At 66.1% G+C, this 632-nt stretch carries 1 protein-coding gene; it reads right to left on the bottom strand.

The genetic code is table 11. The features are described from left to right. On the bottom strand, positions 1–632 hold a 632-nt coding region (locus EOA78_RS35615), incomplete at both ends, for a beta-ketoacyl synthase N-terminal-like domain-containing protein (RefSeq protein ID WP_281034108.1).

Genomic DNA, 632 nt, shown 5'->3' with positions numbered 1-632 from the left:
TGCCAGCACCCTCGCCCAGCACCAGGCCCTTCCTATCGGCGGAGAAGGGCCGGCAGGTATCGGGTGAAAGCACGCGCATTGCTTCCCATGCTTTCAGCACGCCCCATGCGAAGGGTGCGTCGCTGCCTCCGGAAACCATTACGTCGGCCCGGCCCAGCTTGATCTGATCCACCGCCGAGGCGATCGCATGGTTGGCCGAGGCACATGCGGAGGTCACCCCGAACACCGGCCCGCGCAAGCCGAGGCGCAAGCTCACCTGGCCGGCGGCGGCGCTTGGCATCGTTTTGGGTACAGCGAGGATGCCAACTCGCCTCGCGCCGTCCAAAAGGAGGGCCCGGTAAGTTTCCTCCATTACATCCCAGCCCAAGCCGCCGACGCCCACTGTAGCGCCGAAGCGATGGGCATTCCCTTCGTCGCAGGAAAGTCCGGCCTGCCGCATGGCTTCGCGCGCCGCAAGCACGGCGAGCAAGCTGAAGCGGGCCATGGAGACGAGCTGCTTGCGATCGATGTCGTGCTCGGGCAGCGCCTTGATCTCAGCGCCGGTCATGCCCTCCAGGTCATGAAGCTCGGAATTGGCGAGCGGGCCGATGGCGGAGCGGCCTTCGCGCATCTCTTTCCACATAGAGGCGGCG

Source organism: Mesorhizobium sp. M5C.F.Cr.IN.023.01.1.1 (assembly GCF_003997585.1).
GTDB lineage: Bacteria > Pseudomonadota > Alphaproteobacteria > Rhizobiales > Rhizobiaceae > Mesorhizobium > Mesorhizobium wenxiniae.
Note: the sequence above shows the minus strand (reverse complement) of the source record. Positions and strands in the feature narration are given on the sequence as shown.